Source organism: Holospora obtusa F1 (genome assembly GCF_000469665.2).
Taxonomy (GTDB): Bacteria; Pseudomonadota; Alphaproteobacteria; order Holosporales; family Holosporaceae; genus Holospora; species Holospora obtusa.
On record NZ_AWTR02000044.1, the window covers coordinates 1 to 8,204 of the forward strand.

The window sequence follows — 8,204 nt, forward strand, 5'->3', positions numbered from 1 at the left end:
CTTAGAAAATCAGGTATATTTTTGAAAAATATATCTGATACGATGAATAATTCGGTTAATACGCGATAGGTTGGTTTATTTATGAATATAACTAATCCATTAGACGGATGCGTACCTAGTTTTTGAGAAAGAGGGGAAAAGTTTTGTTTAGAATGTATCTTTTTCAAATTTTATTTTAAGCAAGAGAAAATTTATTTTTGAGGTTAACGATACCCGAAACATTATTAGGTTTGCTACGGTATCGATCAGAGAGAATTTTGAAAGTTTTTATTTGAGCGAAGATATGTTCAACTTTAACGCATTTTATCGCAAGGCCAAGGTGCGAGTGTTTTATTTTTTTGTAGATCCAAAGTTTTATTTTTTAATCTTTTATAAGGAGAGCTCCGTTTCTGCATAAATCTTGTCCAAATCTTGATACCTCTCGAATCTACATAAAGTCTGGTGTGTGTAGGAAGAAGAGGCTATTGTAATCATGTCTGGAGTCAGGTTCGGTGCTTGAAACATGCACACCACGCCTCTTGAAGGCTTTCTGTTTTGAGAGTGCGATGTTTCTTTTTACCTCTAATAAAAGGCATGTTGACCTTTTCTTAGGCGTTGTAGGAGCAGTTCTGTTTCATCGATCATGAAAGATTCCAGATCTTCTTTAGATCAAGGTTTGTTTTTGCCAATGGTCACACCCTGAGCCACTGAGTCTAGCTTTTGGATAATCCGGCATGAATCATCTATTCCAAACAAAAAACCTATATATGCTTATGTTATATAGCTTTCTGTAACAAAGCAAAAGTATTAACACTCTTTAATTAACCTTAAGCTTATTTATGTCCAGGACGTTGATAACGTCCTATCGATTGCTTTTCACAAAGGACGAGCTGTGCAGACAATTTCCTAAAATCTATGAAGAGTTAGACCAATTGAATGTTTCTGAATCTTGTCTATCTTAGCGATATGCGTACTTACTTTAGACCGTTAATCTCATACGTTTTCATAAAATTTACATAAAATTATACTGACGCATCAGGTCTATTATCAAAAATTTTTCGATAAATTTTTATAAAAATGTAAAATACAACAAAATGACTGGCAATACCTAAAATTTCTATTTTGGATTGAGGGATGCGCATAACCGATATTACTGGAATATAGCCAAAATTAAAAATTTCAACGATAGATTTAAGAAAATTGCAATGAATATTGGGCATAACTGAGTTAGGAATGATTTGGGCAATGATTTGGGCAAATGTAAAACATATTGAAAGACAGCTTACAGTGAAAAAATTGAAAATCATTGAGCTACAACTTATTTTATGCATCAAGTAAGGCATTTTTTGTTTCCAACGCTTAAGACATAATGGTATTAAGAAAAAAACACACACAGTACTCACACCAAGCACGAAAGATCTAATTTTCATTGAATATGATAATAAAATACTAGGTAAAAAAAACAAATGAAAAATTAATATTAATTTGAATTCAATTAAGGATATTCGAAAAAATGAGTGTATCCATGATTTTTCTAAAATTTTTACTGGAATATTTTTTACTTGATACAAAAAGACGTTTTTTAAAGGTTCTGAAATGCAAGCGACTTTATTTATTAAAAACAAAGGTTTATACAGAATAAATCCTATGTACATAAAAAGAAAAAAAATCAATCCTATTAAAAAAAAATAAACATACTGGTGCATTTCTTGAAAAAAATAACTTAATAAAAATACGAAAACAAAAGAAGCAAAAAATGGAGTAATGAAATACAAAAAACTATACCAACCCGTTAAACACAATTGATAGATTTGACTTATCAACCAAGGGTTTTTAACAAATTTACTATCTTTCCAAAAAAATAAAAGGATGCTAAAACTTAACACAAAAATTCGAAAAAATTTTCCAAATACTAAAAAAAATTGAGGAAAATTATTAGATATTTTTACATTAATGACAAAAATAAAAAGAAAAAGAAAAAATAGCAAGCAAAGAAATTTCACAGATTTCTTCCAAATTTTTAAAAAACCGACTATTCCTTTTAAAAATCCTGCTCCATACACACTCTCGATCAAATCTTCATGCTGTTGAACTAAAATTTCATTTAATTTTTCTTGATTGTTTTGTTGAAGCATTCTATTTAACCTTCTTTTCTAATTTTTTAAAAAAAATTTTAATTATATGTCTTTGGCATCTTATCATGAAAATTTTAAAAAATAACATAGTTTAGGTCCCGTCCTCACTTAAGTTGGCTTTTTTCGATATTTTTGAGAATTCAAAGGAAATGTGGGTTAAATGAGACGTTATGCGTTGAGGGATGATCAGTTGGGTCGAATAAAGGATAAGTTTACCTGAAAAACCATGAAATCTGGCAGTCAAGGACAATCGCTTATTTTTTGAGGCTGTGTTATACCGTATTCGTGGGGAAATTCCTTTGCGTGATCTGCCAAGAAAGGTGTTGTTATTTTAAAGCCCCACACCCGCCTTACCTGTTGGAGCCAAAAGAGCGTATGGAAAAAAGTCTTTGAAATCTTATTGAAGGGTGCTGATCATGAGTGCGTGATGATCGATGCAATACAGTGTGAGCCCATCAATACAGCTCAGATCAACACAGTGTGGGCTCATCAACACAGCGTAGGCTCTAAAAAAAAGAGCATAATCAAGCCATTGGACCTTCCTCTGTGGGGCAGCACCAAAATTCATGCACCGTGTGATGCCTATAGAAATTCGGTCTCTATTCACCTACACAAGGTAAGGACCATGATTTGGAATGGGGGAGATGCGTTGATGGGGCACTTTGTGAAGGCTGATGCGGTGTTTTTCGATAAAGCAGTACGATGCCGATGAGGGGGAAGGGAAAACTTAAAGAAAAAGGGGCGTGAGGCCGTAATTTCACCTAAAAAGAAGCGTTTGGAGCCTTCAAATTATGATAAATATTCTTTATAAATCCCGTCCTTAATCGCGAATTTTTTTACTAAACTTAAGGCAGTACCGCGTAATTGCGACACGCTATAATAAAAGGCCTTTAAACGTTCTAGGCGCTATTCACTTAGCTTGCAGTTCCTTGAGCTTAATTGAGGACAGGGCTTAGTTTCAAAAGAGGTCTATTTTTTGTAAATATATGCCTGGTCAACAATTTATCAAGTTAATTGATTTAAGATTTTTGGGCAAGATTAGAAAATTTTGTGCGCGCCCCATCAAATTGAAGCATAACACTTCCTGTTGGTCCGTGACGTTGCTTAGAAATGATGATTTCTGCAGTATTGTATATTTCTGCCATATGACGTTGCCAATTTAACATTTTTTCAGACCCTTCTTGAGGCTTATTGCGCGCTTCGTAATATTCTTCTCGGTAAATAAATAATACAACATCTGCGTCTTGCTCTATACTCCCAGACTCGCGAAGATCTGCTAACATGGGTCTCTTATCTTCTCGTTGTTCAACAGCACGAGAAAGCTGGGACAGCGCTAATACAGGAACGTTTAAAGTTTTTGCCATTTGCTTTAATCCTCTTGTAATCTCGGAAAGCTCCTGAACGCGATTTTCTGAATTAGATCTCCCAGTGGTTAAAAGTTGTAAATAATCAACAACAATTAATTTAATATCTTCTTTTCTTTGTAGTCGACGCGCACGTGTTAAAAGTCCTGTTACGGATAAAGCAGGTGTATCATCAATAAATAAAGGAAGATTAAAAAGTTCCTTCGAAAGATCCACAAATAAAGGGAAGGCATCTTTATCAATTGCTCCTCTGCGAATTCGATCAGAAGAAATTCCCGTTTCTTGACCAAGAATACGCATAGCCAATTGTAAGGCAGACATTTCCAAAGAAAAAAATGCGACACCCGCGCCATCGCCATGTCCTTTCACATCGTGTAACTTTATTCTTGCTGCGTTAAACGCAATATTTGTAGCCAGAGCGGTTTTTCCCATAGCGGGACGAGCAGCTAAGATAACTAGATCCGAAGGATGCAGCCCTCCTAACATTTTATCTAAATCGAGTAACCCTGTCGTCACCCCTACAACATGACTATCGCGCCGATAAGCAAGTTGTGCGCTTTCAATAGCTTGAGTTAATGCAGAAGTAAACGATTGTACTTGAGGTTTTTCTCTCTCCTGATGCATCTGAAACAAAGTATTTTCTGCGAGCTCAATTTGCTGAAATGCGTCAGGTCCTTCTATATCCATAGCACAAGCTGTATGAGAAATATCTTCTCCTAATCGCATCAATTGACGTCTTAAGTGCAAATCATAAATAATTTTGGCATAATAAAGAGCGTTGCGCGTAGGGACCAACAAACCTGCCAGTTCAGCAAGATACGTATCTGAAATGATGACTTCTTCCGATTTAAGAGAGTTTTCTACGTAATGTTTTAAAGTAATTGGATTAGCAATTTGCCCTTGCTGAATTAAATGTCCTAGCGTTTTAAAAATATGTTGATGCAGTGATGTATAAAAATGTTCATACCGTAACGATTCACCTATTTCTTCAAACATACTGTTGTTACGTAACAGAATGCTTAAAAGTGCTTGCTCAATTTCTAAATTATAAGGAGCAGGCGTAAGCATAAGAGCGGAAGAATTAGACAATATTATTCTTCAAAAATCATAATGTCTTAGTGTAGCAGAAGCACACTCAATCAGCTATAGAGAAAAAATTTTTTAACGATCAAATGAGCTCTCTTGGAGACATTTAACTAAAGAATGATAATAATGCGGACATACATAAACTGACATTTTTTGAATTATTTTGAAAGTAATGGAATAGGTTCATTTTACTATGAGGCATATCATAACTACGAGAAGATGATTTTGTCTTTCTTTTAAAGCGTGCTAATCGATGTCGAATCTCACACTGTTTGTTGATTGAATAGGAAATGTCAGATCTTTTCGAACGTACCTTTCTTCAGAAAGACGTTTAAAGCCCCCCCCGATTCATCTGTAACACATTGACATGATCCATGATCAACTTCATTAATAGGCTTCTTTCGAACCCCCTTTATGTTAGCTTCAAATCATAAATTTCAGTGATCAGATTGAATCTTAGGCCAAATCTTTTTCGTCTGTTTCTCTATTTTTTAGATACGATTTTTAATCATTTAAGCTTGCCGATAACATTTTCATTTGCAACTCTTTCACTCGCAAGTTCTTAATTTTTCTGCTTGTACTCTTTTATTAAAGGACTTTTCTTCGTCTTTTTTTTACAGCGCAAATTTTATTATGCAGTTTTTGTACCTCTTGATATCCAGTGTCAGTAATGACCTTTATATCAGAATTTATATTTGTTTGCGATTCTTTAAATACTCTAATATTACTTGCTTCGTATTTTTATCGACAACAACTTTATTTTTTAAAATATGCTTTCTCTTTTTTTTCAAATATTTTTTTTTGTTTGTTAGTTCTATTTTTTTACGCTTCTATTCTTTACCCTTTTTTTTTGGCGTTCTATAGACGTTTCCGTGGCATCTAATATAACATCACATTCCATATTGCTCTTAAATAATGCTTTTCGACCAGGAAAGCAAAATTTGGATGCTTGATAGAGCGTATCTTCAACCCACTTAATTCCTTTGTAGCATGAACTTTTGCTTATTCCATAACTTTGATTAACATGAAAATATGTGTGATATTCTCTGATATATTCCAACGCCATTAATAGCTAATTTTCCATGCTCAGCTTGTTTCTTTGAGAGTTTTTCACCTAAAGATAGATGGCAGTATTTTTTGATAGTGATTAAAGATTTTTGGTGTCGAAAGCGCACACCAAAGCTTAATTGATCCGTATACCATAGATTCCCTTCTTGGAAACTACTTTAGTAGGTCTCGTCATGCGTCCTAGGTGATGTCTTGTATTGCTATTATATGCATACAGTGCCTGATTTTCCAATATTATGGCGGTTTTTTGGTAGAACTTTAGAAAAAGCATCCCAGTCATCAGTATAAAATGTGCAATTTTTCAGATGTTTGACTTTTTCGTAAAGTCGTGTGAATGTTTCAGCATCACGATTCCCTGTAACCCAGGCAACAATTCTCCGCGTGCTACGATCAACGGCTTTGATAATCCAGAGTTTTTGACTTTTTTTGGACAAAATACCACATTTCATCAAATTCCACTACTTGAATGTGACCTGAAACCGAAGATGCTTGTATTTTTTCCATCTCTGCCATCACCCACCTATATATAATAGAAGGAGAATGATGCCTTAGCTAAAGAGTATAAAATGACGCATAAAGCTTTTTTGACAGCCGTTTCTCTTTTTGCCCCTCTTGTCACTTTCAACAAAGTTATAACCTTATTCCTTACACTTATAGCTCTGAACCTTGCGTACTATACCGTTCCTTATGCAATTTTCGGAAGTACAGTTCTTGCAATGCATTGCTGATGACCTTAATACGACACTATAGTCGTATGTTGACATAAAACTATCTAAACGTCAAAACTCTCGTTTTTTTTACCTCTTTTCATTTTTTTTATCTGCCTCTTCTAATATTTTTATCATTTTATTAAACGTACTACGCTTAACTCCTGTTAATCTTCTGCGTTGCTCATCCGATAAAATTTTCACTTGTTCGTGTTTCAATTATAAAATCATCATATTTTTATTGACCTATCTTCAGCGCACATATATATTTTAGTTTCGAAAGAAGTCTAAGGAGCTTTTTTAGGCTGGCGTTTTCGCCATCACTCAGCTCCCAGTCGATAGAGTGACGCGATATCTCATCAATCCAGATCCATAAAGTTTTTTTTCCATTGACAAAATGCGTCATATTGTCCATTTGAATAATAACACACAAACGCCGCAATGTGCATAAAGAATCATTTCAAGTTGTTTTAGTGTGGGGCCTTGGAAGGTTTGTATCTGTAAATTGATAGCCACAGAATTTACATTTATAGCGTTGCTGCCTTCTCCACATTTCACATAAAACTCAGATCCTCATTTCTTACATAACAGCATGTATTTCTGCTCAAAAATAATTTTATGTCATCAAAATTATTCTCTGGTTAAGTATCTCAAAAAAGAAAATTTTTTTCCCCAGAATAAAGGAAGATTTATGCGGTAGCTCTATAATATAACGTAAAAATTTGTACTATTTTTCAATTTACATATTTTTGAACTTTTTGCTGAATTAAAGAGCTAACGCAAATTTTTATTTTAGATAAGATTCAATAGACTTAAGTTTTTTTATAATTTTTACTCGATACTGATCAGAAACTTTTTGTAAATTTCTTTTAATTTCTTCACACACAAACGTTGCCTCACTTTTTTTTCCTAGATGACATAAGCATTCCGCAGATTTAAGCAAAATTTGTATCGGAAATAATTTTTTTTTTTCACATTGTTTTATGATCGGCTTTTCACACAGCGCCTGATTTTTGAAACAAAGATATGCACTAGAAAACAAAGCTTCTGCTTGCGCATACTCTTTTTTGTGCATAAAAATTAATCCTTTGTAGTACAAAGCATGAACTTTAAATTGATGATCTTTTTGCTGAATAAAATAATCCAGCAATGCCAAAGCCTTATCGATTTCTCCTTTTTTTAGGTGACGCGTAACATCTTGAAATTTTTTGGTTTCTTGATGAGAACGCAAAGGGGAATCACTAAATAATTTTTGATCCAATTTTTCGTTTACTTCCGGATTAATTTTTTTAGTATCTTTTTGAAAGCGTAGTGCATCTAAAGATTTTTGTAAATTTAGACAAAGCTGCTCCAACGCTTTGCAGCGCTCTTCTAGCTCCTCTAAGCGATGCAAAACAACCTCAATAGGAGAAATCACGGAAGCAAAAACATTGTATCTAAAAAAAATAGACGAAAAAATAAAAAATATTTTTAAAATAATCACGCTTGTAAAAAAATTGTGAACTCGTTGTTAGTATAGCAAAACGATTTCTGAATCTCAAAAATTTTATACAGCCATTATCACATAAATTTACTGATGTTACGCAGCAATAGTTGATTTCTGCTTGAAATAATCATATTTTTCGTCCGTAAGTTTTTAAGGACAAAAAATGAAACTGGATCTTCTTGATATGTATAGCGACTATTTGATAAGTCAAAATCACTATGCAACATCGACTGGTTTAGCCAATATGTTTCAAGGCGAAATTAGCCATGATCAAATGACTCGTCATTTACGTTCAAAAGATTACAGCTCTTCAAATTTATGGAGTTATGTCAAAGCAGATGTGAGAAAAAACCAATCATCAGATGGCGTTTTAATTTTA

General features: G+C 33.7%; 5 protein-coding genes and 4 pseudogenes. 3 read left to right on the top strand and 6 right to left on the bottom strand.

Annotated elements, in window-relative coordinates:
• Positions 1-1,001: 1,001 nt before the first annotated feature.
• Positions 1,002-2,114 (bottom strand): hypothetical protein, encoded by a 1,113-nt coding sequence (locus P618_RS01870; protein WP_021827779.1) that lies wholly within the window; start codon positions 2,112-2,114, stop codon positions 1,002-1,004.
• A 160-nt stretch (positions 2,115-2,274) separates the two neighbouring features.
• On the opposite strand from P618_RS01870, the pseudogene P618_RS08525 reads away from it, so the two are divergent.
• Together P618_RS08525 and P618_RS01875 are read left to right on the top strand one after the other, a co-directional pair.
• Positions 2,275-2,434: pseudogene (locus tag P618_RS08525) on the top strand (IS5/IS1182 family transposase); the annotation flags it as partial.
• A 107-nt stretch (positions 2,435-2,541) separates the two neighbouring features.
• A complete protein-coding gene (locus P618_RS01875) occupies positions 2,542-2,826 on the top strand; it encodes a hypothetical protein (protein ID WP_024161074.1) in 285 nt (94 codons plus the stop codon).
• 307 nt (positions 2,827-3,133) lie between these two features.
• Here P618_RS01875 and P618_RS01880 read toward each other — a convergent pair whose 3' ends face one another.
• The 5 genes and pseudogenes from P618_RS01880 to P618_RS01895 all read right to left on the bottom strand — a co-directional run bounded on the left by P618_RS01880 (position 3,134) and on the right by P618_RS01895 (position 7,756).
• Positions 3,134-4,567, bottom strand: coding sequence for a replicative DNA helicase (locus tag P618_RS01880; RefSeq protein ID WP_239638255.1), 1,434 nt, complete (start codon positions 4,565-4,567; stop codon positions 3,134-3,136).
• A 409-nt stretch (positions 4,568-4,976) separates the two neighbouring features.
• Positions 4,977-5,675 (bottom strand): annotated as a pseudogene (locus P618_RS08530) (transposase family protein); the annotation flags it as partial.
• Between the two features lie 160 nt (positions 5,676-5,835).
• The gene (locus P618_RS01890) at positions 5,836-6,081 is read right to left on the bottom strand and encodes an IS1 family transposase (protein WP_024161076.1); all 246 of its coding nucleotides are present in this window, start codon (positions 6,079-6,081) and stop codon (positions 5,836-5,838) included.
• Positions 6,082-6,432: 351 nt separating this feature from the next.
• Positions 6,433-6,558: pseudogene (locus P618_RS08535) on the bottom strand (IS5/IS1182 family transposase); the annotation flags it as partial.
• A gap of 568 nt (positions 6,559-7,126) precedes the next feature.
• Positions 7,127-7,756 (bottom strand): tetratricopeptide repeat protein, encoded by a 630-nt coding sequence (locus tag P618_RS01895; RefSeq protein WP_156918961.1) that lies wholly within the window; start codon positions 7,754-7,756, stop codon positions 7,127-7,129.
• A gap of 232 nt (positions 7,757-7,988) precedes the next feature.
• On the opposite strand from P618_RS01895, the pseudogene P618_RS01900 reads away from it, so the two are divergent.
• A pseudogene (locus P618_RS01900) lies at positions 7,989-8,204 on the top strand (IS701 family transposase); the annotation flags it as partial.